Origin of the sequence: Reyranella sp. (assembly GCF_004297405.1) — a bacterium.
In the GTDB taxonomy this organism is placed as follows: domain Bacteria; phylum Pseudomonadota; class Alphaproteobacteria; order Reyranellales; family Reyranellaceae; genus Reyranella.
In genome coordinates this window covers 288,438-312,741 of the sequence record NZ_SCVC01000032.1, presented here as the reverse complement: position 1 = coordinate 312,741, position 24,304 = coordinate 288,438, and the positions used below count along the sequence as shown (strand labels likewise).

18 protein-coding genes are annotated in these 24,304 nt (G+C 64.6%); 8 read left to right on the top strand and 10 right to left on the bottom strand.

The features are described from left to right. Positions 1–89: 89 nt before the first annotated feature. Positions 90–1,298 carry an acyl-CoA dehydrogenase family protein gene (locus EPO50_RS21545; RefSeq protein ID WP_296347300.1) on the bottom strand — a complete coding sequence of 403 codons (1,209 nt, stop codon included), beginning with the start codon at positions 1,296–1,298 and terminating at the stop codon, positions 90–92. 134 nt (positions 1,299–1,432) lie between these two features. On the opposite strand from EPO50_RS21545, the gene EPO50_RS21540 reads away from it, so the two are divergent. Then, a complete protein-coding gene (locus EPO50_RS21540; protein WP_296347298.1) occupies positions 1,433–2,332 on the top strand; it encodes a DUF1194 domain-containing protein in 900 nt (299 codons plus the stop codon). A gap of 3 nt (positions 2,333–2,335) precedes the next feature. Here EPO50_RS21540 and EPO50_RS21535 read toward each other — a convergent pair whose 3' ends face one another. From EPO50_RS21535 to EPO50_RS21525, 3 genes are all read right to left on the bottom strand, one after another. After that, positions 2,336–3,358 (bottom strand): FecR family protein, encoded by a 1,023-nt coding sequence (locus tag EPO50_RS21535; RefSeq protein ID WP_296347296.1) that lies wholly within the window; start codon positions 3,356–3,358, stop codon positions 2,336–2,338. Between the two features lie 66 nt (positions 3,359–3,424). Next, entirely contained in the window at positions 3,425–3,778 is a 354-nt protein-coding gene (locus EPO50_RS21530; protein WP_296347295.1) for a DUF1428 domain-containing protein, read from the bottom strand. A gap of 58 nt (positions 3,779–3,836) precedes the next feature. Then, positions 3,837–4,733: a LysR family transcriptional regulator gene (locus EPO50_RS21525; protein ID WP_296347293.1), complete on the bottom strand. Its 897-nt coding sequence runs from the start codon at positions 4,731–4,733 to the stop codon at positions 3,837–3,839. 99 nt (positions 4,734–4,832) lie between these two features. Here EPO50_RS21525 and EPO50_RS21520 point away from each other — a divergent pair, with 99 nt between their 5' ends. Then, complete coding sequence (locus EPO50_RS21520; protein WP_296347291.1) at positions 4,833–5,225, top strand: GFA family protein; 393 nt, start codon at positions 4,833–4,835, stop codon at positions 5,223–5,225. Further along, the gene (locus EPO50_RS21515) at positions 5,225–6,148 is read left to right on the top strand and encodes a pyridoxamine 5'-phosphate oxidase family protein (RefSeq protein ID WP_296347289.1); all 924 of its coding nucleotides are present in this window, start codon (positions 5,225–5,227) and stop codon (positions 6,146–6,148) included. Before EPO50_RS21520 ends, EPO50_RS21515 begins: the two co-directional genes overlap by 1 nt. Before the next feature lie 14 nt (positions 6,149–6,162). Here EPO50_RS21515 and EPO50_RS21510 read toward each other — a convergent pair whose 3' ends face one another. From EPO50_RS21510 to gltB, 3 genes are all read right to left on the bottom strand, one after another. After that, positions 6,163–6,603, bottom strand: a complete 441-nt coding sequence (locus tag EPO50_RS21510; RefSeq protein ID WP_296347287.1) for a type II 3-dehydroquinate dehydratase — start codon at positions 6,601–6,603, stop codon at positions 6,163–6,165. A gap of 101 nt (positions 6,604–6,704) precedes the next feature. Further along, positions 6,705–8,156 carry a glutamate synthase subunit beta gene (locus EPO50_RS21505; protein WP_296347286.1) on the bottom strand — a complete coding sequence of 484 codons (1,452 nt, stop codon included), beginning with the start codon at positions 8,154–8,156 and terminating at the stop codon, positions 6,705–6,707. A 5-nt stretch (positions 8,157–8,161) separates the two neighbouring features. Then, entirely contained in the window at positions 8,162–12,838 is a 4,677-nt protein-coding gene (gene gltB / locus EPO50_RS21500; RefSeq protein ID WP_296347284.1) for a glutamate synthase large subunit, read from the bottom strand. A gap of 123 nt (positions 12,839–12,961) precedes the next feature. Here gltB and EPO50_RS21495 point away from each other — a divergent pair, with 123 nt between their 5' ends. Continuing rightward, positions 12,962–13,249, top strand: coding sequence for a hypothetical protein (locus tag EPO50_RS21495; protein WP_296347282.1), 288 nt, complete (start codon positions 12,962–12,964; stop codon positions 13,247–13,249). A gap of 50 nt (positions 13,250–13,299) precedes the next feature. On the opposite strand, the gene putA is transcribed toward EPO50_RS21495, so the two are convergent. Together putA and EPO50_RS21485 are read right to left on the bottom strand one after the other, a co-directional pair. Next, entirely contained in the window at positions 13,300–16,719 is a 3,420-nt protein-coding gene (putA, locus tag EPO50_RS21490; RefSeq protein WP_296347281.1) for a bifunctional proline dehydrogenase/L-glutamate gamma-semialdehyde dehydrogenase PutA, read from the bottom strand. Beyond that, entirely contained in the window at positions 16,719–17,087 is a 369-nt protein-coding gene (locus EPO50_RS21485; RefSeq protein ID WP_296347279.1) for an EthD domain-containing protein, read from the bottom strand. Before EPO50_RS21485 ends, putA begins: the two co-directional genes overlap by 1 nt. Before the next feature lie 46 nt (positions 17,088–17,133). Here EPO50_RS21485 and hrpB point away from each other — a divergent pair, with 46 nt between their 5' ends. After that, the gene (hrpB, locus tag EPO50_RS21480; protein WP_296347278.1) at positions 17,134–19,608 is read left to right on the top strand and encodes an ATP-dependent helicase HrpB; all 2,475 of its coding nucleotides are present in this window, start codon (positions 17,134–17,136) and stop codon (positions 19,606–19,608) included. On the opposite strand, the gene EPO50_RS21475 is transcribed toward hrpB, so the two are convergent. Further along, positions 19,592–19,825: a DUF2798 domain-containing protein gene (locus EPO50_RS21475; RefSeq protein WP_296347276.1), complete on the bottom strand. Its 234-nt coding sequence runs from the start codon at positions 19,823–19,825 to the stop codon at positions 19,592–19,594. The two genes, hrpB and EPO50_RS21475, sit on opposite strands and share 17 nt — an antisense overlap. A 77-nt stretch (positions 19,826–19,902) precedes the next feature. On the opposite strand from EPO50_RS21475, the gene EPO50_RS21470 reads away from it, so the two are divergent. The 3 genes from EPO50_RS21470 (at position 19,903) to EPO50_RS21460 (ending at position 24,297) form a co-directional block, all read left to right on the top strand. Next, complete coding sequence (locus tag EPO50_RS21470) at positions 19,903–21,360, top strand: amidase (protein ID WP_296347274.1); 1,458 nt, start codon at positions 19,903–19,905, stop codon at positions 21,358–21,360. A 14-nt stretch (positions 21,361–21,374) separates the two neighbouring features. Beyond that, on the top strand, positions 21,375–21,902 hold the full coding sequence (locus tag EPO50_RS21465) for an adenine phosphoribosyltransferase (protein WP_296347273.1): 528 nt from the start codon (positions 21,375–21,377) through the stop codon (positions 21,900–21,902). 190 nt (positions 21,903–22,092) lie between these two features. After that, positions 22,093–24,297 (top strand): TonB-dependent receptor, encoded by a 2,205-nt coding sequence (locus EPO50_RS21460; protein WP_296347271.1) that lies wholly within the window; start codon positions 22,093–22,095, stop codon positions 24,295–24,297. Positions 24,298–24,304: the final 7 nt, after the last annotated feature.

Below are 24,304 nucleotides of genomic sequence, written 5' to 3'. Positions count from 1 at the left end.
TTAATGAAGGATTGTGTTGAAAACCAGCACAACCCCTATATTTTGCGCTCAAAATGCAATAACATAGAACTCGCAGCGATTACCGACGATCAGAGGCCGAGGACAGCCTTGGCGATGATGTTGCGCTGGATCTCGTTGGACCCTGCATAGATCGTCGAAGCGCGATTATTCAAGTAGAGCGGCGTGGCGGTAATCCCCGCTTCCGGCGTCACCGTCGGCTGATTGTGACCGAGCAGGCGCGCCTCCGGCTCGAAGGGCGCCGCATACCAAGCCAGCGCCTCGACGCCGAGATAATCGAGCCGCTGCAAGGTCTCGCTGCCCCTGATCTTCATCGCCGAGGAGATCGCCCCGGGATTGCGGCCCTTGCTGAGATCGGAAAGGACCTGCATCTCGATCATCTCCAGCGCCTGGATCTCCATCTCGGTCTCGGCCAGACGCTCGGCAAAGCCGCGTTCTTCGATCAGCCGGCCAGAACCGTCCGCCGCCTCTTCCTTGGCGATACGCCGCACATCCTCGATGCGGGCATAGAGGTTGGGCGTATAGGCCTCGCCACCGCGCTCGAACTCGAGCAGATACTTGGCCACCGTCCAGCCGGCATTCTCCGGACCGATGCGGTTGGCGACCGGCGTGCGTACGTTGTCGAAGAAGACCTGGTTGACCTCGTGGTCGCCCGCCAAGGTCAGGATCGGCGCCACGGTGAGGCCCGGAGTCTTCATCGAATCGATGAGAACGAAAGATATGCCGTCCTGCGGCTTGCCGTCGGTCGCGGTGCGCACGAGGCAGAACATGTGATCGGCGACATGCGCGCCTGTCGTCCAGATCTTGGTGCCGTTGATTACATAATCGTCGCCCTCGCGCACGGCGCGGGTCTTGAGGCTCGCGAGATCGGAACCCGAGCCCGGCTCGGAGTAGCCCTGACAGAACACGATGTCGCCCGCCACGATACGCGGCAGGTACTTGGCTTTCTGCTCCGGCGTCCCGAACTTCATGATGACGGGTCCGACCATGCGCAATCCCATCGAGAAGATGCGTGGCGCATCAGCCGCTGTGCATTCACGCGAGAAGATGTAGCGCTGGGTGGCATTCCAGCCGGTGCCGCCATACTCCTTGGGCCAAGTGGCGGCCGACCATCCCTGCTTGGCCAGCACCCTGTGCCAGCGCCGCCCGGCGTCGAAGTCGGCAAAGACGCCACCGGTCTTGCGGCCGGCCTCGCGCAGGTCTTCGGTCAGATGCTCGTCGAGGAAGCGGCGCACCTCATCGCGAAAAGCTTGATCCGCAGCGCTCAGGGCAAGATCCATGGGCTTCCTCCGTTCCGTCGTCACACAGAAGCTACAGATCACCCACGGCCACCGTCCAGTGCACGGCTGACAGCGGCTTCCGACGAGCGGTATGCTTTTTGCCCTGCACTGCGTACACCAACGCGGAGATCGCCATGCGTCGGCTGCTCGGTCTGTTCACTCTCCTCCTGTTCGCGGCCTTTCCCGCGGCGGCGCAGGACAAAAAGGAAGTGGACCTCGCCCTGGTCCTGGCGATCGACATCTCGGGCAGTATCGACCCCGACGAAGCCCGCCTGCAGCGCCAGGGGTATGTCGATGCATTTCGCGACCCGGTCATCGTCAAGGCGATCCTGGGCGGCAACCACGGCCGCATCTCCGTCGCCTACTTCGAATGGTCCGACGCCTGGGTGCAGAAACTGCTGGTCGATTGGACGTTGCTCGACTCGGAAGCCGCCATCGAGGCCTTTGCGCGCCGGCTCAACGACGCACCGATTTCGATCGCGCGCCGTACCTCGATCAGTGGCGCCATCCGCTATGCCGTTCCGATGTACAGCCGCAGCCCTTACGAGGCCGACCGCAAAGTGCTCGACATCTCGGGCGACGGCTCGAACAACGACGGCGGCCTCGTCACCGATGTGCGCCACGACGCGCTGAAGGAGCGCATCGTCATCAACGGGCTGCCGATCATGAACGGCCGGCCCAACCCGTTCGGCTTCCCAGCCGAGGACGATCTCGACAAATACTACCTGCACTGTGTGACGGGAGGCCCCCGGTCCTTTGTGGAGGTGGCGCGGAGCTTCGAGGACTTCCCCCGCGCCATTCGCAAGAAGCTCCTGCAGGAAGTGGCCGATATCGGCCCGTTGAATGACTTCGACATCGGCGATCTCGGCGCGGATCGCCACGGCGTGCAACTCGCGCAAAGCGGCCGCCGGCCGCCTCGCAGCGAAGAGGACTACACACGCTTCGTCCAGCCGGAATACGAACTCGGCTGCGATGTCGGCGAGCGCCGCAGCCGTGATTTCTGGCAGCGTCGGTTCGGCGTCACGCCGGACTGACCATCAAGCCTTCGGCGACAGCACGACCAGGAAGTCTGTCAACCGGCGCACGCGGATCGATAGCGCCGAGGCAAGCGTATCGATGGCGGCATCGGCCTGGCGTGTATCGAACTCGCCAGAGACCGGCATGTCGCGCAGGCGGGAATCGGTCGTCACGATGCGGCCGCCGCGATAGCGCTCGAGATCGGCGATCACATCGCCGAGCTTCGCCTCCTGGAAGACCAGACGGTCGTGCCGCCAGGCTTGGACCTGCGCCAGATCGGCCTCGCGCACCGCGCTCAGTTGGCCTGCGCGATAGCGCACTTGCTGGCCGTCGCGAACGATCACCGGCGGCGCCCCTGCCAGCGATACCTCGACCGACTGCTCGCTGACCGCAACCACGACGGCATCCGCACCAAGCTTGATATCGAAGGCCGTGCCCAGCGCCTGGACATGTCCCGATGCAGCTTCGACCACAAAGGGCCGCGCCGGATCGTGCGCGACGTTGAAGAAGGCCTCGCCTTCCTGCAGCACGACGCGGCGCATACTTGCCGTAAAATCGACCGACAAAGCCGATGCACCTGCCAACTCGATCGTTGAGCCATCCGGCAAGGCAACCGTACGGCGCTCGCCCACGGCGGTGCGCTGATCGGCAAACAGACCTGGTCGGGACAGGACCAAGGCCGTCGGCGCCGCGATCGCCGCCACGGCCGCCGCGGCAAAGAAGAGACGACGACGGCTGACCGGTGCAGGACGAGAGACGGCCGGCCGCATTGCGGGGGTGGCGGCGAGAGGCGGTCGGGCTCCAGGTGCGGGTGTAGGCTGCCTGGGTTTGGGCGGCGGCGCACGATTGGCGAAGGCCGGACCAATCTTGCCGACTCGCATCCAGACTTGCTGAGCTTGCGTCCAAGCAGCCTCATGGCGCGGATCCGCCTGCAGCCAGCGATCGAAGGCGGCGCGGTCATCGGCGCTTACCGACCTGTTCTTCAGGACGACAGACCAGCGCAGAGCTTCTTCGATCAGTGGATCCGGGTGTTGTTCCTGCATGGCGTTCGTCTACAGCTTAAGTAGACGAGACACCATGCAGCATGACAGCGCTGGCGATCGGGATCGCTAGGCCGCAACGATCGTCTTGAAGCCGCCATAGGCCATGCGCTTCATATCGAAGGGCATCTCCTTGGGCATCTTCTGCAGGCGCGGATCGGCCATCACCTTGGCGTTGACCTTGTCGCGGTGCGCGCGCGACTTGTAGACGATGTAGGAGAAGACGATCGTCTCGTTCGGTTTGGTCTTTATGAGCTTGGGAAACGGCAGACCGAACTTGACCTTGAGATCGTCGCCGACACACTCGCGATAATCGAGCGCACCATGTTCGCGCCAAACCTTGCCGGCCTTTTTGGCCATGCTCTTGTAGGCGGCTAGGTTCTTCTTCGGCACAACGAGGACGAAACCATCGACATACGACATTGAATACTCCCAGCTTCTTAACCGATGAGTTACGAGCTAGGGACTTGCACATCGAGTGTCAATCCGGACTCAGTACGGAAAGTGACGTAAGTCTCCTGACAGCGAAGTCGAGGAAGGCGTCGATCTTTGGCGCACGATGGGCGCGACCCTTGGTGAGCAACTGCACCGGCAACGGCGGCGGCTCATAATCACTCAACAGGCGCACCAGCCGGCCGGCCGCAAGATCATCGGCAATCTGATACGACAGGAACTGCGCGATGCCGCGTCCGTCTCGCGTCGCGCGCAGCCGGGTTTCGACATCGTCGACCCGCAGGCGCCCCGCGAGATGCAACGGCGCGCCTCGGCGGCTGCCGGCGAAGTTCCATTCCATCGCGCCGCGCGACGTGCCGAGCAGAGCCTCGTGTTGCGCAAGATCAGCCGGCGACCGCGGTGTGCCATGTCGGGCGAGATACGCCGGACTGGCCGCCCATTGTCGCAGCACATGACCCACCGGCCGCGCACTCAAGGTCGAATCGGCCAACGCGCCGATGCGCAAGGCAATATCGATCCCTTCTTCGATCAAGTCGACGTTGCGGTCGTTCAGCAGGAGTTCGATCTCGACATCCTGATGCGCGTCGAGGAAGCGCGTGGCGATGGGCGCGATGTGGCGGCGGCCGAACTGCACCGGCGCGGTGATGCGCAACAGGCCACGCACCGGCGCTTCACGCGCGCCGGCGGTGGCGGCGTCGTAGTCGGCCACGACCGCGCGGGCGCGATCATAGAGCGCGCGGCCGGCCTCGGTGGGCGCCAGCCGCCGCGTCGTGCGATCGACCAGACGCACGCCGATCCGGTCCTCGAGCGCCGCCAGGGCGCGCGTGACCGCAGGGGGCGAACGGCGCAGACGCTGGGCCGCCCGCACCAGACTCCCCTCCTCCACGATGCGCACGAAGATGGCGAGCTCGTCGAGACGATCCATGATATTATTCCAAAAATTGGAATAGTGATTTTTACATTGATGCAATTCAAGACGCAATCGCCCACCCTTATGTTGAGGATCGACAAAGGAGGACCGCCGATGCTGACCGGAAGCTGTCTGTGTGGTGCCGTCGCCTACGAAGCCGACGCGCCTCTCGAATGCATCGTCCATTGCCACTGCCAGACCTGCCGCAAGACGCACGGCGCTGCCTTTTCGTCTGTGACGGCCGTGCCGCGGGAAAAATTCCGCTGGACCAAGGGCGAGAGCGTGCTGGGTGCCATCGAATCCTCACCCGGCAAGTTCCGTCGCTTCTGCAGCAAGTGCGGCTCGCATGTCATGGCCGAGCGGATCGCCCAGCCGGTCGTGTTGCTGCGACTGGGTTGCCTCGACACGCCGGTCGGCGAACGGCCGGAGATCCATATTTGGCGATCGGACGCCGCCTCCTGGTACGACCCCAAGCGGCAGGTGCCGGAGAAGCCGGAGGGTTTGTGATGACCGCCGACACCATGACTTTCCTGCCGTTCCATGCCGACGAGCTGGCCGCGCAGGCCTTGGCTGGAAAGGGCGCCGGACGTGCGCCGATCCGGCCGTTCATGCCCGAGCAGCATCGCGAGTTCTTTCCGCTGCTGCCTTACCTCTTCACGGCAACACCCGACTCACATGGCTGGCCAATGGCGTCCGTGCTGACAGGCCCCTATGGTTTCGTCTCCTCGCCCGACCCGACGACGCTGCGCATCGCGTCGCGGCCACGCGACGACGATCCTGCGACTTCGGGTTTCGTTGCCGGCGCCGAGATCGGGTTGATCGGCATCGACCTCACGACGCGTCGGCGTAATCGCGCCAACGGTCGTATCGTGGCGACGGACAATGGCGTCGATGTGCACATCACGCAGAGCTTCGGAAATTGCGCGCAGTATATTCAGACGCGCGCGCCAGTGCCCCATCCCGTCGCGGCGACGGTGCAGGTTACAGCTCTTGATGGATTGGACGATGCGGCGCGCGCGATCATCGCGACGGCCGATACGTTCTTCGTCGCAAGCAGGTCACGCAACGAACTGGGCACCGAAGGCGGACTCGATATGTCTCACCGTGGTGGTCGCCCGGGCTTCGTCGATGTGCAGGGTAACAAACTCACGATTCCCGACTTCCGAGGCAATCGCTTCTTCAACACGCTTGGCAACTTGCTGGGCGACCCGCGCGCCGGCCTGTTGTTCATCGATTTCGCCTCGGGTGATCTGCTGCAACTTCAGGGCAACGTCACCATCGAGTGGCATCCTGACGGCAGAGGACCATCAGGTACGGAGCGTCTGTGGCACGTCGATGTCGAACGCGGGTGGCTCCGCCGCGGGGTCTTCCCCTTCCGCTGGCAATTTGGCGACTATGCGCCGACGACGCTCGCCACCGGAATGTGGTAGCGCCAAGCTGAACGTCAGGCGGTCGCTGCTTTCCGCAGCCGCGCCACCATACCTTCGAGGGCGAGGACATAGGAATCGACCCCGAAGCCCGCGACCATGCCGACCGCCGCCTCAGCCGTTACCGAGCCAAAGCCGCGCTTCTCGATGTTGGTGATGTGGATCTCGATGGCAGGCGCAGAGATCGACCGCAAGCAGTCACGCAAGGCGTGACCGGCATGGAGAAAACCCGCAGGGTTGAACAGGATGCCGTCGATCTTGGCGCGATCGGCGCGATAGATCGCCGACACGGCCTCGCCTTCGGTGTTGGTGTAGAGAATATCCAAGGTAACGCCGAGCTCTTTGGCGTGGCGGCGCAGAATTGAATCAAGATCCTTGGCTGTCGTCGTACCGTAGAGTTCTGGCTGGCGGCGGCCGAGATACTCCATGTTGGCACCCTGGATCAGCAGCAGCTTCATAACGCCCCTCCCGACACCGGGCACGGCCTTCCCACAAGGTCGCGCTCGCACGACGACCTTAGTGCAATTTTCTTAGCTGCTGAATTAACTAGTTCCGCACATCAGCGCGGCAGGGTTGTCGATCCCATCAGATTTTCGTCAATGGCACGGGCGCACTGACGGCCTTCACGGATCGCCCAGACGACCAGCGATTGGCCACGCCGCATGTCACCCGCGGCAAACAAGCGATCCACCGACGTCTTGTAGTCCTTAACGTTGGCCGCAATGTTTCCGCGTGGATCGAGCGCGACACCTGCCTGCTCGACGAGACCTGGCTTACGCGGGCCCAGGAAACCCATGGCCAGCAACACCAGATCGGCCTTGAGTTCGAACACGCTACCTGCAACTTCTCGCATGGCCGTACGGCCATCGGCGCCCTTCACCCACTCGACGCGCACGCATTCAAGCACTTCGACTTTGCCATTCCGGCCGATCGCACGCTTGGTCAGTACCGCGAAGTCACGGTCCGCGCCTTCCTGGTGCGACGACGAGGTGCGCATCTTCAGCGGCCAGTCCGGCCAGGTCAGCGCCTTGTCCTCATGTTCCGGCGGCCGCGGCATGACTTCGAGCTGCATCACCGAGGCCGCGCCATGGCGGTTCGACGTGCCGACGCAATCCGAACCGGTATCGCCGCCGCCGATCACGATGACATGCTTGCCCTTGGCCGTGAGCGTGCCCTTCGGCGCGGCGCGCGCTTCGTCATCGCCGGCGTTGCGCTTGTTCTGTTGCGTCAGGAAATCCATCGCGAAGTGGATGCCCTTCAGCTCGCGGCCCGGCACTTCGAGGTCGCGCGGCCACTCGGCGCCGCCGGTCAAGGCCACGGCGTCATAGCCTTCGAGCAGCGACTTCACCGACAGGGTGGCACCAACCTCGACGCCGGTCCGAAACTCGACGCCCTCGGCCTCCATCTGGCGCATGCGCCGGTCGATGAGGTGCTTCTCCATCTTGAAGTCGGGAATGCCGTAGCGCAGCAACCCGCCGATCCGGTCGGCCTTCTCGAACAGTGTTACCGAATGGCCTGCACGTGCGAGCTGCTGCGCACAGGCGAGTCCGGCCGGGCCGGAACCGACAACAGCGACCCGCTTGCCGGTCTTGCGAGTCGGCAGCAGAGGCTGGATCCAGCCCTCTTCCCAGCCACGATCGACGATCGCGCATTCGATCGACTTAATCGTCACCGGATTGTCGTCGATGTTCAGCGTGCACGAGGCCTCGCAGGGTGCAGGGCAGATGCGACCGGTGAACTCCGGGAAATTGTTGGTCGAGTGCAGCACTTCGAGGGCGTCGCGCCAGCGGTCGCGGCGCACCAGCTCGTTCCACTCGGGAATGATGTTATTGACCGGGCAGCCGTTGTGACAGAACGGGATGCCGCAATCCATGCAGCGCGCGCCCTGCCGCGACATCTCCGCCGGCGGCAATGGCAGAACGAACTCGTTCCAGTTCTTGAGGCGCGCCTCGACCTTTTCGTAAGGCCGGTCCTTGCGCTCGATCTCGAGGAAGCCAGTGGCGAGACCCATGATCCTTACTCCGCCGCCACGGCTTTCGCCGCCGTCCGTTCACGCGCCTGCAAGAGCGCCCGCTTGTAGTCGCGCGGCATCACCTTCACGAAGCTCTGCAACGCATTGTCCCAATCTTCCAAGAGCGCCCGTGCCTGTGCGCTGCCGGTATGGAGGTGATGGCGTTCGACCAGGATGCGCAGTCGCTCCGCGTCGAAGCGCAACACATCGCCCATGCCATTGTCCTCGACGCTGGGCGCGCGCTGGCGTGGACGCTCCGGATCGTCGCCATCACCCGCCGCTCTGCCGACCGTCTCGAGGTCGACCATCGCCGGATTGCACAGATCCTTGAAGCGCGCCTTGGGGTCGTAGACATAGGCGACGCCACCAGACATGCCGGCCGCGAAGTTGCGACCCGTATCGCCCAGCACGACGACGACGCCGCCGGTCATGTATTCACAGCCATGGTCGCCAGTGCCCTCGACGACGCAGACTGCGCCCGAGTTGCGCACGGCAAAGCGCTCACCGGCGACACCTTCGAAGTAGGCCTCACCGCCGATGGCGCCGTAGAGCACCGTGTTACCGACGATGATGTTCTCGAGCGGATTGCGCTTGGCGCCCCTGGGTTGGCGCACGACGACTCGGCCACCCGACAGGCCCTTGCCGACATAGTCGTTGCCGTCGCCCGATAGTTCCAGCGACACGCCGCGCGCCAGGAAGGCGCCGAAGCTCTGCCCGGCCGTACCGGAGAGTTTCACCGAGATCGTATCCTCCGTGAGCCCGGCATGGCCCGTACGCTTGGCAACCTCGCCCGAAAGCATGGCGCCGACGGTGCGGTTGACGTTGGTCACGGGCAGCTCGACCAGGACGGGCTCGCCTCTTTCCAAGGCCGGTTGAGCGGCCTCGATCAATTTGTGGTCCAGCGCCTTGTCGAGCCCGTGATCCTGGCGCTCGACATTCCAGATGGCGACACCCTCGCGCGCCGGCGCCTGATAGAGGAGCCTGGAGAGATCGACGCCACCAGCCTTCCAGTGATCGAGCGCACGACGCATGTCGAGCTTGTCGACCCGGCCGATCATCTCGTTCAAGGAGCGGAAGCCCAGCCGCGCCATGATCTCGCGCAGCTCCTCGGCGACGAAGAAGAAGTAGTTGATCACATGCTCGGGCTGGCCGGTGAAGCGCTTGCGCAGCACGGGATCCTGTGTCGCCACGCCCACCGGGCAGGTGTTGAGGTGGCACTTGCGCATCATGATGCAGCCGGCCGCGATCAGCGGCGCAGTGGCAAAACCGAACTCGTCGGCGCCCAGCAGCGCGCCGATCGCAACGTCGCGGCCGGTACGCAGCCCGCCATCGACCTGGACGGCGATGCGGCCACGCAGGCCGTTCAACACCAGGGTCTGCTGCGTTTCCGCGAGGCCGATTTCCCAAGGCGAACCGGCGTGAGTCAGCGACGTGAGTGGCGACGCACCCGTGCCGCCCTCGAAGCCCGAGATCGTCACATGATCAGCGCGCGCCTTGCTGACGCCCGCCGCGACCGTGCCGACGCCGACTTCGGAGACCAGCTTCACCGAGACACGGGCGGCCGGGTTGACGTTCTTGAGGTCGTGGATGAGCTGCGCCAGATCCTCGATCGAATAGATGTCGTGGTGTGGCGGCGGCGAAATCAGACCGACGCCGGGCGTCGAACGCCGCACGCGGGCGATGTTCTCATCGACCTTGTGGCCCGGAAGTTGACCGCCCTCGCCAGGCTTGGCGCCCTGCGCCATCTTGATCTGCAGGTCGTCGGCATTGACCAGATACTCGGCGGTGACGCCGAAGCGGCCCGAAGCGATCTGCTTGATGGCCGACCGCATCGAATCGCCATTGGGCAGCGGCTTGAAGCGATCCGCCTCCTCGCCGCCCTCGCCGGTATTCGACTTGCCGCCGATGCGGTTCATGGCGATGGCGAGCGTGGTATGGGCTTCGCGGCTGATCGAGCCGAAGCTCATCGCGCCGGTCGCAAAGCGCTTCACGATGTCAGCCGCGGACTCGACTTCCTCCACCGGGATCGGCGCGTCGGCCCACTTGAACTGCATCAGGCCGCGGATCGTCAGCAGCCGCTCGCTCTGTTCGTTGATCGACGTTGCAAAGGCCTTGTACTCGTCCGACGAGTTACCGCGCACTGCATGCTGCAGCTTGGCGACACTCTCCGGCGTCCAGGCATGGTCCTCGCCGCGAAGGCGGAACGCATAGTCGCCACCGGGATCGAGCATGTTCCGGTAGATTGGGTTGTCACCATAGGCGTCGCGATGACGGCGCACCGTCTCCTCAGCGATCTCCTGCCAGCCTGCACCCTCGATCGTCGTGGCGGTACCGGTGAAGTATTTCTCGACGAAGCCCGAGTGCAGGCCGACGGCGTCGAAGATCTGAGCCCCGCAATAGGATTGGTAAGTCGAGATGCCCATCTTGGACATCACCTTGAGTAGCCCTTTGCCGACCGCCTTGATGAAGTGCTTCTGCACCTCGTAGGACTTGAGCGGCAGCGCGTTCTGGATGCGCAGTTGTTCCAAGGTCTCGAAAGCGAGATAGGGGTTCACCGCTTCGGCGCCATAGCCCGCGAGGCAGCAGAAGTGATGGACCTCACGCGCCTCGCCGGTCTCGACGACGAGACCTGTCTGGGTGCGCAGGCCGCGGCGGATCAGATGATGATGAACAGCGGCCGTCGCCAGCAGCGCCGGGATCGGCACGCGGTCGGCCGAAGTTGCGCGATCCGATAGGATCAGGATGTTGCGATCGGCCAGCACGCAGTCCGTCGCCTCGGCACACACGCGGTCCAGCGCCTTCTCGAGCCCCGCCGCGCCTTCCGACGCCGGCCAGGTCGTGTCGATGGTGGCGGTGCGGAAAGCGCCGTCGAGCAGTTCCTCGATCGAACGGATCTTCTCCAGCTCGGCATTGGTCAGGACGGGCTGGGACACTTCCAGCCGCTTGTGCGTGCCGGCGTGACGGCCGAGCAGGTTCGGGCGCGGACCGATCATCGAGACCAGCGACATCACCAGCTCCTCGCGGATCGGATCGATCGGCGGGTTGGTGACCTGCGCGAAGTTCTGCTTGAAGTAGTTGTAGAGCAGCTTGGGCTTCTTCGAGAGCACGGCGATGGGCGTGTCGGTGCCCATCGAGCCGATCGGATCGTCGGGTTCCTTGCTCATCGGTTCGAGGAAGAACTGGATATCTTCCTGCGTGTAGCCAAAGGCCTGCTGGCGATCGAGCAGCGTGCTCGGATCATTCGATGGCGCCGGCGCGGGTGCGTCGGGGATCTCGGAGATCTCCTCGAGCTTGTGCTGCGTCTCCTTCAGCCATTCCTCGTAGGGCTCGGCTTCCGCCAGGGTACGCTTCAGCTCCTCGTCCTCGACGATGCGGCCCTGTTCAAGATCGATCAGCAGCATCTTGCCAGGCTGCAGGCGCCATTTGCGCACGATCTGGTCATCGGGGATCGGCAGCACGCCCGACTCCGAGGCCATGACCACCTTGTCGTCCTCGGTGACGAGGAAGCGCGCTGGCCGCAATCCGTTGCGATCGAGCGTCGCGCCGATCTGGCGTCCATCGGTGAAGGCGATGCAGGCCGGCCCGTCCCACGGCTCCATCAGGGCGGCGTGATATTCGTAGAAGGCCTTGCGCTTGCCATCCATCAGCGGATTGCCGGCCCATGCCTCCGGAATCAGCATCATCATGGCATGGCTCAACGAGTAGCCACCGGCCACCAGCAGTTCGAGCGCATTGTCCACACAGGCCGTGTCCGACTGGCCGTGCGGGATGATCGGCCACATCTTGTCGAGGTCGGCGCCGATCAGGTCGGATTCCATCGTGCGCCGACGGGCATACATCCAGTTGACGTTACCGCGGACGGTGTTGATCTCGCCGTTGTGCGCGATGAAACGATAGGGATGCGCCAGTCGCCACGACGGGAAGGTGTTGGTCGAAAAGCGCTGGTGAACGAGGCAGAGCGCGGACTCGCACAGCGGGTTGCGCAGATCGTCGTAGAAGCTCTGCACCTGATGGGCCAGCAGCAGGCCCTTGTAGACCACCGTGCGCGAGGAGAAGGACGGCATGTAGAGCTGCGACAGGCCCGGCAGCTTGTGCTTCTTCTCGAGCTCGACCAGCGGGTTCTGCGTCTGCTTGCGGATCGCCAGGATCTTGCGCTCGAAGGCGTCCTGATCGGCGACCTTGTCGCCGCGACCGACGATCGCCATGCGGATCACCGGCATCGAGGCGATCACCGCCTTGCCGAGCCCGGTGAGATCGGTCGGCACGTCGCGCCAGCCGACCAGCTTCTGCTTCTCGACCTTCACGAAGTGCTCGAGGCGCTTTACCGCGAAAGTCCGTGCCTTCTCGTCCTGCGGCAGGAAGCACATGGCGACCGCGTAGTGGCCTGGTTCCGGCAGGTCGACGCCTTCCTTGCGCGCCCAGTCACGCAGCAGGGCGTCGGGGATTTGGATCATGGCGCCGGCGCCGTCGCCCATCAGCGGGTCCGCTCCGACCGCGCCGCGATGGTCGAGGTTGACCAGGATTTGCAGGCCCTGGCTCACGATATCGTGGGTTTTCCGGCCCTTGATATCGGCCACGAATCCAACGCCGCAGGCGTCATGCTCGTTCTGCGGATCGTACAGTCCCTGTCTCTCAGGCAATCCCATGCGTCTATCCTGCTGGCGCGCTAGCTGGCCCAGCATCCCCCCGGATGCTTTCGTGAATGGGGCATTATTAGCGCGGCGGCCGGCCCGGGCGAAAGCAATTGTTGCGTCGCAAAAGCCCCTGTAACTTGGACCCCTAAGCCCCTGGGGGAGAGCCGGGAAATGTCATTGAGGTCGTTCTATCGCCTGTCGGTCTGCGCCGCGGCCCTATCTGTGGTCGCGAGCCTGGGCGCCTGTTCCGGCCGCCAGGGTGCGGCCGAGGCCTATACCGGTCCGGGCTGGTACCTCGAAAGGTCCTACATTATCGTCGTCGGCGGACCGAAGGTGTACGGCGGCCCCTTCTCGTATGAAAAATGCGAGGAAGAACGCCTGAAGCTCGGCCCCGAGGTTTCACCGGAAATGCTGTGCGTCAATCATCCGGGCAAGCCGAAGAGGTACGGCCTGTACTAATCGACGCGAAACTCGCACACAACCTGTAACAAACCAGCAAGCGCCGCAGCCTATCCGATCGCCATCAGGCTGGCATTGCCGCCAGCCGCTGCCGTGTTGATGCTGATCGACACCTCATCGAGCAGGAACTCGCGCGGATAAGGTTCGACATAGACGGGCACGATCGGCCCGTCCCTGCCCGCCATCGTCGCCAGCAGCGCCTCCAGGTCACCCGGACTGCCGGCGAACAGGACAGCCCGTATGCCGCGATCGGTCGCATCGGTCGTTGATCGATTCCCGGTCGCCTTCACGAGGTCGAGCTGCGCCTGCAGGCATGCCGCATCGAAGGCGACACAGAGGATGGTCCCCTTGGGCCGCAGCGCATAGGTATTGCGTTCACCGACCGGCCCCGCCAGTTCGCCTGTGGGCACATCGACACTTGGTCGCTTCGACAGGAGTCGATGCACATAGAGCGGCCCGCCGGCCTTGGGACCGGTGCCGGAGAGGCCGTGCCCGCCGAAGGGCTGCACGCCGACCACGGCGCCGATCATGTTGCGGTTCACATATTGATTGCCCGCTGCACTGGCTGCGACGGCCCGCTCGATCGTCTCGTCGATGCGGCTGTGCACGCCAAAGGTCAGGCCGAAGCCGGTCGCGTTCACAGCCTTAATGGTGTCGGTCATGCGCTCTCGCGGATAACGCAGCACGTGGAGTACCGGTCCAAACACCTCGCCCGGCAAGTCTGACACAGCGCCGATCTCGATCAGGGTCGGCGGGACGAAAGTGCCATGTCGCGTTTCCGCCGGTAGCGCCATCTGGTGCACGCGATGACCAGCGGTCCGCATGCGCGCGATATGATCGAGCAAGCGCTTCTGCGCCTCTGCCGAAATGACTGGCCCGACATCCACCGACAGCCGGTCTGGATTGCCGACGCCGAGCTCGTCCATCGCGCCCTCGAGCAGAGGGACAACGCGGTCCGCAATATCCTCCTGCAAACAAAGCACACGCAGAGCCGAACAGCGCTGGCCAGCGGAGTCGAAAGCCGAGGTGAGCGTGTCCAGCACGAGCTGCTCGGGTAGGGCTGACGAATCCGCAACTAGAGCATTCTGACCACCGGTCTCGGCAATCAGCGGCAACGGCTTGCCGTCGCGCCCGAGGCGACGCGCCAGCGTCCGATTGATCGACTGCGCGGCTTCCGTCGAACCGGTGAAGACCACACCGGCAATGGCCTCGTTGCCGACCAGGTGCTTGCCGGTTTCGCCGTCGCCGGGCAGGAACTGCAAGGCGTCGCGCGGCACCCCGGCCTCGTGCAGCGCGGCGATGCCAAGCGCTGCGATCAGCGGTGTCTCCTCCGCCGGCTTGGCGATCACGGCATTGCCGGCCGCCAACGCTCCCGCAATCTGGCCAGTAAAGATCGAGAGCGGAAAGTTCCACGGGCTGATGCAGGCGACGACACCAAGCGGCTGGTGCGTTTCGTTGTCGAAGTTTTCGACACAGCCCGCGTAGTACCGCAGAAAATCGACGGCTTCCCTCACCTCGCCGACGGCATTGCCCAACGTCTTGCCGGCCTCGCGTACGATTGGTCCCAGAAGATCGGCGCAGCGTCCTTCCATCAGATCGGCGGCACGGCGCAGCACGCTCGCACGTTCGGCGGGCGTAACCTGCCAAGGCTTCGCGAGGGCACACGCACGACCGACCTGTTCGGGTGTCGCTTCGACGACGGCACCCACAAGATCGCGCTGGTCTGCCGGATTGCGGATTTCGCGCGCAGTGCCATTGCAGGACTCGTCTGCGAGCAAAGGCGCAGCAACCAACGGACGGATTGCCGGCAACGTCTTCGCTAAGGACGAGAGCACCTGCTCGTTCGAGAGATCGAGGCCACGCGAGTTTGGCCGTGACGTGCCGAAGAGGTCACGCGGCAGGGCAATGCGCGGATGCGGGGCGCCCAGCGGCTGCACCGCCCGGGCGCGTTCGACCGGATCGCCCAGCAGGGCCTCCAGCGTGACTTCGGGATTGGCGATCTGGTTCACGAAGGAGGTGTTGGCGCCGTTCTCCAGCAACCGACGGACCAGATAGGCCAGCAAAGTCTCGTGGGTGCCAACCGGCGTATAGATGCGGCAAGGCCGGTTGAGCTTGGTCGGGCCGACCACTTCGTCGTAGAGCGGCTCGCCCATGCCATGCAGGTACTGGAATTCGTATTGGCCGGCGTAGAAATTCTCACCAGCCATCGTGTGCAGGGTCGCCAGCGTCAACGCATTGTGCGTGCCGAACTGCGGGAAGGCGGCATCGGGTGCCGCCAACAGCCGACGGGCGCAGGCGAGGTAGGAAACGTCGGTGTGGATGCGCCGCGTGAAGACCGGATAGTCTTCCAGCCCGTCGAGCTGGGCGCGCTTGATCTCACCGTCCCAGTAAGCGCCCTTGACCAGCCGTACCATGATGCGCCGCTTGCTGCGGCGGGCGAGATCGATCAGCCAATCAATCGTGAAGACCGCGCGCTTCTGGTAGGCCTGCACCACGAAACCGATGCCGTTCCAGCCTTCGAGTTCGGACTCGAAGCAAAGCCGCTCCAGCAGATCGAGGGAGATTTCCCATCGGTCAGCTTCCTCGGCATCGATGTTGAGGCCGATATCGTAGCCGCGCGCCAGCACGGCCAGAGACTTCAGCCGCGGATAGAGTTCGGCCTGCACACGCTCCTGCTGGGCACGGCTGTAGCGAGGGTGCAATGCCGACAGCTTGATGGAGATGCCCGACCCTTCGTAGATGCCGCGACCTGCCGAGAAGCGACCGATCGCATGGATCGCGTGTTCGTAGGAGCGCAGATAGGCCTCAGCCTGCTGCGCCGTGACCGCAGCCTCACCCAGCATGTCGTAGGAATGGCGAACGCCCAGCCCTTCGTTGGAGCGATCCTTTTCGAGCGCTTCCTCGATCGTCTGGCCGGCGACGAACTGCTCGCCCATCAGGCGCATGGCGATGTTGACGCCACCTCGGATCAACGGTTCACCGCCCTTGCCGATCAGCCGCGTCAGCGCGGCGGACAGACCGTGCTCGCTGCTGGTGGCTGTCAGCCGGCCGGTCAGCATCAGACCCCAGGTCGCAGCATTCACGAACAGCGACGGGCTGTGGCCGAGATGGGCACGCCAGTCGCCGCCGCCGATCTTGTCCCGGATCAACGCATCGCGCGTGTCGTCGTCCGGAATGCGCAGCAACGCCTCGGCGAGGCACATCAGCGCCACGCCCTCCTGGCTGGACAGCGAATATTCGTGGATCAGCCCCTCGACGCCGCCTGATGAAGACTTGGCACGCAGCGCCTCGACCAGACGCCGCGCCAGCGCACGGGCCCGACTGGTCGCAGCAGCGGACAACGTTGCTTGCTCGATCAGCGGCGGCACGCACTCGGTTTCGGCCCGGCGATAGGCCGACGTGATTGCCGCCCGTAGCGGAGCCTGCGGCTGGATCGATTGCGCGAACGCGCCGAAAGGCTTGAAGGACATTATTCGACGATAGCGTGTTCGCGGCTAAGCCACAGCGGCGAGGCGGTCAGGTCGATGAACTTGGCTTCATCCTCCAGCAACAAACGACCCGCCTCACGCGCCGCGGGATCGCGACGCCCGGCGAGATAGTCCTCATCGCTTCGCCACCACAGCTCGGCCACGCCATCATAAGGTTCGGGCGCGCCACGCACCGCGCGCATGCCGTTGCTCCAGTCGTTGTGGAGACGATGAAGCTGCACATAGCGCGCGATCCGCAGCGCCGGCTGCAGGCTGCGAACCAGCGGCCCGTGCTTGTTCAGCCAATGGTCCTGGAACTCGCCAAGGCTGAGGTTCGGCAGGCGGCGCAGGCAAAAGGTGAGCTTGAGCATGGTTTCTCCCGTTTCGGCGGCGAAGCATAAGGTATAAGCGCCCTCGATGGATTCCCTTCCCGTCGACGAAGCTCTGCCACGCCTGAAAGAGGCATTGGCCGCGCGCAATGCCGCCGTGCTGGTCGCCCCTCCGGGCGCCGGCAAGACGACGCGTGTGCCCTTGGCCTTGCTCGACGCGTCTTGGCTCGGTCGCGGCAAGATCGTCATGCAGGAGCCACGGCGGCTGGCCGCGCGTGCTGCCGCACGACGCATGGCGGCGACACTCGGCGAAGCTGTCGGCGAGACGGTGGGCTATCGCGTGCGGCTCGACACCAAGGTGGGGCCGCGCACGCGCATCGAGGTCGTCACCGACGGCCTTTTCCTCAGGATGCTGCAGGACGATCCCTCCCTCGACGGCATCGGCTGCGTGATCTTCGACGAGCTGCACGAACGCGGCCTGGAAACTGATCTTTCCTTCGCTCTGGTCCGCGAGGCGCAGACGGCCTTGCGCGAGGATCTGCGCGTGATCGCCATGTCGGCCACGCTCGATCCCGGCCCCGTCGCCGATCGGTTGGGCGGCGCTTCCGTTGTCGAAAGTGCGGGCCGCATGTTTCCGGTCGACACGCGTTATCTCGATCGCGAATCGACGGGCCGAATCGAAGACGGTGTCGCCACTGCAGTGCGCCGGGCACTGTCGGAGGAGAGTGGCAGCGCGCTGGTCTTCTTGCCAGGAGTCGGCGAGATCCGCCGGGTCGAGGAGCGGTTGCACGGTCTCGGTGGCGACGTCGACGTGGCGCCGCTCTACGGCGACCTCTCGCCTGCCGAACAGGATCGCGCCATCGCCCCCTCGCCCGTGAGTCGGCGCAAGATCGTGCTCGCAACCTCGATCGCCGAGACCAGCCTCACCATCGAAGGCGTTCGCATCGTGATCGACAGCGGCCAGATGCGCGTGCCGAAGTTCTCGCCGCGCTCGGGCATGACGCGGCTCGAAACCGTGCGCGTCAGCCAGGCTTCCGCCGATCAGCGCCGTGGCCGCGCCGGTCGTCTTGAGCCAGGAGTCTGCTACCGCCTGTGGCCGGAGGAAACGCAGCGCGGGCTTCTGCCCTTCACGCCGCCGGAAATTCTCGATGCCGACCTGGCGCCCCTGGCGTTGGAACTGGCCGCGTGGGGCGCCAACGATGCAGCGAGCCTGCCCTGGCTGACGCCACCGCCGGCCTCCTCGCTTGCCACAGCACGCGCGCTGCTCACTGATCTTGCGGCCATCGACGACAACGGCGCCATCACGCCGCATGGCCGCGCCATGGTGCGGCTTGGTCAGCATCCGCGCCTCGCTCACTTGGTGCTGAAGGGTCGAGAGATGGGCCAGGGCCGCGTCGCGGCATTGCTGGCTGCCATCCTGAGTGAGCGCGATTTCCTGCGCCTGCCGCCCGGTCAGCGCGACGCCGATCTGCGCCACAGGGTCGATATCGCACTCAGCGGCAAACGCGACGGCGCGTTGCGGCTGATCCTCGAGCAGGCAAGACGCCTGACTCAAAATCAGGTGCGCGAAACACCCGCCGTCTCCATGACCGGCGCTTTGCTGGCGCTGGCCTATCCCGACCGGATTGGTCGCCGGCGGCCAGGTACCACTGGACGCTATCTCCTGTCAGGCGGTCGTGGGGCTGCGCTGCCGGAGGGTGATCCGATGGCCAACGAGGAATTCCTCGTCGTGGCCGATCTCGACGGCTCGACCCAGGACTCACGCATCTTCCTTGCCGCGCCGATTACGGCGGCCGAGATCCAGGAGCTTTACGACGACCGCATCGTCGAAGAACAGATCGTTCAATGGAGCCCGCGCGACGGCGCCGTGCTGGCCCGGCAAAGGCGACGGCTGGGCGCGATGGCATTGGAGGACAAGCCCTTCGCCAAGCCTGACGCCGAAAAGGTCCGCGCCGCCATGGTCGATGGAGTCCGTCAGCTCGGCCTCGGGGCGCTGCCGTGGAGCGACGACCTGGCGCGATGGCGCGAGCGCATCGCCTTCCTGCGCCAGCACGCGGGTGAAGACTGGCCCGACTTGTCGAACACCGCCCTGCTCGCCTCGCTCGATGGCTGGCTGGCGCCGTTCCTCGATGGCGTCTCACGCAAGGATCATCTGACACGGATCGACCTCACGGCCGCGCTGAAGGCTCTCGTGCCTTGGGAGAAGCAGCGCGAACTCGACCGGCTGGCGCCAACCCATATCGAGGTGCCGAGTGGCAGCCGCGTGCCGATCGACTATGCCAACCCGGCCGAGCCGACCCTGTCGGTGCGTCTGCAGGAGATGTTTGGCCTCACCGACACGCCACGCATCGCCGGCGGCAAGGTGCCGCTCACCGTCCATCTCCTGTCACCGGCGCGCCGGCCGGTGCAGGTGACGCGCGATCTCGCGAGCTTCTGGAGCAACGGCTACAAGGCCGTGAAAGCCGAGTTGAAGGGCCGCTATCCTCGACACTACTGGCCGGACGATCCGCTGATCGCTGAACCCACGGCGCGCGTACGGCCGCGGCCTAACTCTGGTCGATGAGGCGGTCGAGGGTACGGCGGACCACGGGCATCACGAAATACATCGTGGGAGCCGCGATCGCCCAGGAGATCACCCAGGAAACCATCCAGGTCGTGAACATCTTCTTGTCCCAGCCCAGCGCCCGGTAGGTCGCCACACCCGATACCAGGAACGTCATGAAAAAGGACGTGCCGAGCGGCAGGGCATATTTGTAATAGCGGGCAGGGAGTTTGTTCACGGCACTATTCTTCACGCGGGCCGGGACAATATGGTACGGGCTAAGGTCTCGTCCATCGCCCGTACGGAATCCCTGACATGTCCCTCGCCCTCCCGTTCCAGACCGCCAAGCAGCTCGCTGCCGCGGTCCGGAAGAAGAAGATCGGCTGCCTCGAACTGCTCGACCTCTACCTGAAGCGTGTCGAAGCCTACAATCCCGAGCTCAACGCCATCATCGCCACGGATATCGAGGGCGCGCGCAAGCGAGCCAAGGCGGCGGATCGTGCCCTGAAGGCCGGCAAGAAGGTCGGTCCCCTGCACGGTGTGCCGATGACGATCAAGGAGTCGTTCGACATCGCAGGCTATCCGACGACCTGGGGCGATCCTGCTTTCAAGGACAGCGCGGTCGAACAGAACTCGCTGGTCACTCAGCGTATGATCGATGCCGGCGTCACCCTGTTCGGCAAGACCAACGTGCCGCTGAACCTCGCCGACTGGCAGAGCTACAACGAGGTCTACGGCTCGACCAACAATCCGTGGGATCTCGGCCGCACGCCGGGTGGTTCCTCGGGCGGTTCGGGCGCGGCGCTGGCCGCCGGCCTGACCGGCATCGAAGCCGGCAGCGACATCGGCGCCTCGATCCGCAATCCCGCGCACTATTGCGGCGTGTGGGGCCACAAGCCGAGCTGGGGCATCGTTTCTCCCAAGGGCCATGCGCTCGCCGGCGCCGTGGCCTATGGCGATATCGGTGTCGTGGGCCCGCTGGCGCGCGGTGCCGACGATCTCGAAATCGCGATGGACGCGATGGCCGGCCCCGATTCGATCGACGGCCGTGGCTGGACGCTCACCTTGCCCCGCTCGACAAAGAAGAAGCTGCGCGACTTCAAGGTGGCGGTGCTGCTGACCGATCCCAACGCCGAGGTCGACGCTTCGGTGCAGGAGCTGATTTCCAAGCTCGCTTCGTTCCTCGCCAAGAACAAGGTCAAGGTGAGCGACAAGGCGCGGCCGGCCTTCGACACGGCAGAGATCAACGACGTCTACATCCGCCTGCTGCGTGCGGCGACCTCCGCACGCATGTCTGATGAAGTCTACGGGCAGGCCGTGAAGGATGCGGCCAAGTTGCCAGCCGACGACATGAGCTATTTCGCCCAGATGCAGCGGGGCAATTCGTTGCCGCATCGCACCTGGCTGCAGCTCAACGAAAAGCGTCACAAGATGCGCTGGGCCTGGGATGCGTTCTTCGAGGACTATGACCTGATGCTCTGCCCGGTCGCCGTGACGGCCGCCTTCCCGCACGATCAGACCGGCCTGCGCCACAAGCGGACCATCGTGGTCAACAACAAGCAGGTGCCGGTGGTCGATCAGATCTTCTGGGCGGGCTATTCGGGCGTCACTTGGCTGCCATCGACCTCGGCCCCCATCGGGCTGACCAAGGAAGGTCTGCCGGTCGGCGTCCAGATCATCGGCCGGCAGTATGGCGACTACGACTGCATCCAGTTCGCCAAACTGCTGGAGAAGGAATATCGCAGCTTCGAACCGCCGCCGGCCTATAGCTGAGCGGAGGAGTAACCATGCACAACGACATCGACCTCAAGAAGCACATCCGCTCGATCCCGGATTTCCCCAAACCGGGCATCCTCTTCTACGACATCTCGACCCTGCTGGCGCACGCCAAGGCGTGGCATGCCGCCATCGAGCGGCTGGCCGACATGATCCGGCCGCACAAGCCCGACGTGCTGGCTGGCATCGAATCGCGCGGCTTCCTGCTGGCGGCGCCGCTGGCACTGGCGCTGGGCACTGGCTTCGTGATGCTGCGCAAGCAGGGCAAGCTGCCGGGCACCACCGTCCGTCACACCTATGCGCTGGAGTACGGCACCGACACGATCGAGATCCAGCAGGATGCCGTGCAGAAGGGTACGCGCGTCGTGCTGGTCGACGACCTTCTCGCGACGGGCGGCACGATGGCCGCCGCTGTGACGCTGCTGGAGAGCGTCGGCGCTTATGTGCCGACGGCAGCCTGCATCATCGAGCTGACCTTCCTCGAAGGCCGCAAGAAGCTGAAGGTGCCGGTCGAGACTCTGGTCCAGTACGACAGCTAACAAGCCGCCCCTGCTCAACAGCGCACTCCTGTTCGAGTCGGACAGGTCAGCGAACCCGCGCGCCTAAGCTGCTACGGCGTTTCTCATTCGATTGGGAAAGTGCGCTTTCTGATTGCAAGTGCGTTGCATTCGCGATAACCACTGAATATTGGTTGGTAACCTACCAATATCGTAGGGGTGGGGATCGAGTATGTGGGGAATTAAGCGTAACCGGGCTTTTGCCGCGGTTGGGACAGTGGCGGTCTTTGCCCAGGTCACCCTCTTCAGCGCGGCAGCGCTCGCCCAGGAGTCGGCCCAAGCGCCGGCCGCTCCGCCAGCTCCGGCCATCACGCTCGATGCGCTGACCGTGACCTCGCGGCGCTTCGAGGAGCCAATCCAAAAGGTGCCGTTCAGTGTGACCGCCGTCACGGGCGAGACGCTGCGTGACCAAAACATCCGCGAGAGTCGCGACCTCTACCGCTCGATCCCGAACTTCAACTACACCGACTCAGGTATCCCCGAATCGAATCTGCTGAACATCCGCGGCATCGGCTCGTCGTCGGCGCTGATCTCGCCATCGGTGACCTACTATATAGACGGCGTCCCACTGCCCCAGCGCGCCTTTGACATCCGCTTCCTCGACCTGTCGCGCATCGAGGTGCTGCGCGGCCCACAAGGCACCCTGTTCGGGCAGAATTCGCAGGCTGGCGCGGTCAGCCTCACCACCAACGATCCCACCAAGGAACGCGCCTTCGAGATCGGTGCAGAGTACGGCAGCTACAATCTGCGCCAGATCACCGCCAAAGCGAGCGGTCCGCTGGGGGACAAGGTGACGGCGCGCGTCGCGGCCCAGGTGTATGGCACCGACGGCGACATTCCGAACGTGCTCTTCAGCAGTCCGACAACGACCTACAATGGTGGCATGCTGCGCCAGCAGGTGCTGGGTGCAGCGAGCGGCAAGGTAACGATCGAGCTTGGGCCCGACACCACCGCAACCTTGGCCGGCCGCTTCCAGTCCGACCGCCAGCGCCCGACAACGGGGGCGTGGGTGGGCTCCTCGGGCTTTCCGCAGAACTCGCTGAACCCTGCGCCACAAAACGACCTCGACTCCGGCGGCGCGGCACTCACGATCGTCCACAACTTCGGTAACGCCAGGCTCACCTCGCTGACCGGCTTCCAGGCTTACAGCCTGGGGCTGCGCGCCGACATCACCGACGGCTTCATGAGCAGCGCGCTGACCGGCTTCTCGCCTTTCGCCTTTGCCACGCCGAACGCGATACGCACTATCGGCGAGAACCTGACGCAATGGACCCAGGAGTTGCGGCTCGACGGCGAGACCTCGGGCGGCCTGCGCTGGGTCGGCGGCGTGAGCGGCCTGTGGTCGAGCTTCGCCTCGGCGACCGACATCCGCAGTCCTGCACTGGCCAACGGCAACTATGCTGCAACACAAAGCGCCGCCAACCTCGCGGTGTTCGGCGAGGTCACTGTGCCGATCACGGATCGCCTGCGTATCTTTGGCGGGTTGCGCTTCACACACGAGCTCAAGAACTTCAACGGCATCTTCCTCGGAAGCCCGGGCGGCGCGCCGGCACTGCCCTACTTTGCCCAGTTCGGCACGGTGAATTCCGACTTCGTCACCGGCCGTGGCGGCTTCGGCTACGATATTACGGCCGATCTCTCGGCCTATGTCACGGTGGCGCGTGGCGAGAAGTCGGGCGGCTTCCCTTTCTACAACCAGAACGCCGCGACCGGCGCCGCCAGCCCGATGTTCAAGCCGTCCTCGACCTGGTCCTACGAAGTCGGCGTGCGCGGTCACGTGCTGGACAAGCGGCTCCGGCTGAACGTCGCAGGCTTCTTGAACGACACGACCGACGAGCAGCTTTTCACCTTCAACCCGGTGGTCGCACAATTCTCGGTGACCAATGCCAACACGCGCACCTACGGCGCCGAGGTCGAGCTGGAGGCCAAGCCTGTGGCTGGCCTCAGCCTGACCGGCGCGCTGGCACTGTTGAGCGCACAGGTGACGTCAGCGCCGGCCAACAGCGGCGTCGCGGTGGGCAACGTCGTGCCCTACACACCAGGTTTCACCGCGAGCCTCGCCGCCCAGTACGAGCATCCGCTCGAGATCGGCAAGGTCGCCGGCAATCTTTTCGGTCGCGTCGAATATCAGTACGTGGGCTCGCGCCAGATCGATCCGGCCAACAGCTACGCACTCGATCCCTACAGCGTCGTGAATCTGCGCGCCGGATTCATGGCCAGCAGTTTCGACGTCTATGCTTACGCGCAAAACCTGTTCAACGCGGAGTACGTGCAGTCAGGCTTTCGTGCCGGCGCCAACCCGACCGGCCAGATCGTGGTCGGCGGCGTACCCGGCCTGCCGCTGATCCTGGGCGTCGGCGCCCGGATGCGCTTCTAGGGGCGGG

Excerpts from the sequence above, each read along its gene's own strand:
- EPO50_RS21535 (WP_296347296.1), bottom strand. The coding sequence starts at position 3,358 with ATGCAGGAACAACACCCGGATCCACTGATCGAAGAAGCTCTGCGCTGG.
- EPO50_RS21525 (WP_296347293.1), bottom strand. The coding sequence starts at position 4,733 with ATGGATCGTCTCGACGAGCTCGCCATCTTCGTGCGCATCGTGGAGGAG.
- EPO50_RS21470 (WP_296347274.1), top strand. The coding sequence starts at position 19,903 with ATGTCCCTCGCCCTCCCGTTCCAGACCGCCAAGCAGCTCGCTGCCGCG.
- EPO50_RS21485 (WP_296347279.1), bottom strand. The coding sequence starts at position 17,087 with ATGCTCAAGCTCACCTTTTGCCTGCGCCGCCTGCCGAACCTCAGCCTT.
- EPO50_RS21460 (WP_296347271.1), top strand. The coding sequence starts at position 22,093 with ATGTGGGGAATTAAGCGTAACCGGGCTTTTGCCGCGGTTGGGACAGTG.
- EPO50_RS21505 (WP_296347286.1), bottom strand. The coding sequence starts at position 8,156 with ATGGGTCTCGCCACTGGCTTCCTCGAGATCGAGCGCAAGGACCGGCCT.
- EPO50_RS21540 (WP_296347298.1), top strand. The coding sequence starts at position 1,433 with ATGCGTCGGCTGCTCGGTCTGTTCACTCTCCTCCTGTTCGCGGCCTTT.
- EPO50_RS21465 (WP_296347273.1), top strand. The coding sequence starts at position 21,375 with ATGCACAACGACATCGACCTCAAGAAGCACATCCGCTCGATCCCGGAT.
- EPO50_RS21495 (WP_296347282.1), top strand. The coding sequence starts at position 12,962 with ATGTCATTGAGGTCGTTCTATCGCCTGTCGGTCTGCGCCGCGGCCCTA.
- hrpB (WP_296347278.1), top strand. The coding sequence starts at position 17,134 with ATGGATTCCCTTCCCGTCGACGAAGCTCTGCCACGCCTGAAAGAGGCA.
- gltB (WP_296347284.1), bottom strand. The coding sequence starts at position 12,838 with ATGCTGGGCCAGCTAGCGCGCCAGCAGGATAGACGCATGGGATTGCCT.
- EPO50_RS21520 (WP_296347291.1), top strand. The coding sequence starts at position 4,833 with ATGCTGACCGGAAGCTGTCTGTGTGGTGCCGTCGCCTACGAAGCCGAC.
- EPO50_RS21510 (WP_296347287.1), bottom strand. The coding sequence starts at position 6,603 with ATGAAGCTGCTGCTGATCCAGGGTGCCAACATGGAGTATCTCGGCCGC.
- putA (WP_296347281.1), bottom strand. The coding sequence starts at position 16,719 with ATGTCCTTCAAGCCTTTCGGCGCGTTCGCGCAATCGATCCAGCCGCAG.
- EPO50_RS21515 (WP_296347289.1), top strand. The coding sequence starts at position 5,225 with ATGACCGCCGACACCATGACTTTCCTGCCGTTCCATGCCGACGAGCTG.
- EPO50_RS21545 (WP_296347300.1), bottom strand. The coding sequence starts at position 1,298 with ATGGATCTTGCCCTGAGCGCTGCGGATCAAGCTTTTCGCGATGAGGTG.
- EPO50_RS21530 (WP_296347295.1), bottom strand. The coding sequence starts at position 3,778 with ATGTCGTATGTCGATGGTTTCGTCCTCGTTGTGCCGAAGAAGAACCTA.